The following is a 280-nucleotide window of genomic DNA, read 5'->3' on the forward strand; positions in this document are numbered from 1 at the left end:
TTGTCCTCCGGTGGGACCGGCCGGATCGTGGGCAGCTCCAGCGTTTCGACCGATGCGGACGTCACCATCGACCACGTCGGCAGCGTCGAGAACGCAGCCATTGTTCTTTCGCGCCTCTACCGGGGCGAAAAGCGATTGGTGTTCTGCGACTCACGCGCGCTGGCCGAGCGCCTGGGCAGCGCGCTGCTGGAAGCGGGTGTCCGCACCTGGGTGAGCCACGCAAGCCTGAGCGCCGCCGAGCGCAAGTCCGCCGAGCTCGCGTTCGCCGAGGGAAGCGACT

The 280-nt window shown here is 68.2% G+C and carries 1 protein-coding gene; it reads left to right on the forward strand.

The features are described 5' to 3' along the window. Positions 1–27: 27 nt before the first annotated feature. A partial coding sequence (locus FLQ44_RS13555; protein WP_206208880.1) for a P-loop NTPase family protein occupies positions 28–280 on the forward strand: 253 nt, incomplete at its 3' end.

Source organism: Vogesella mureinivorans, assembly GCF_007644035.1.
GTDB classification, from domain to species: Bacteria; Pseudomonadota; Gammaproteobacteria; order Burkholderiales; family Chromobacteriaceae; genus Vogesella; species Vogesella mureinivorans.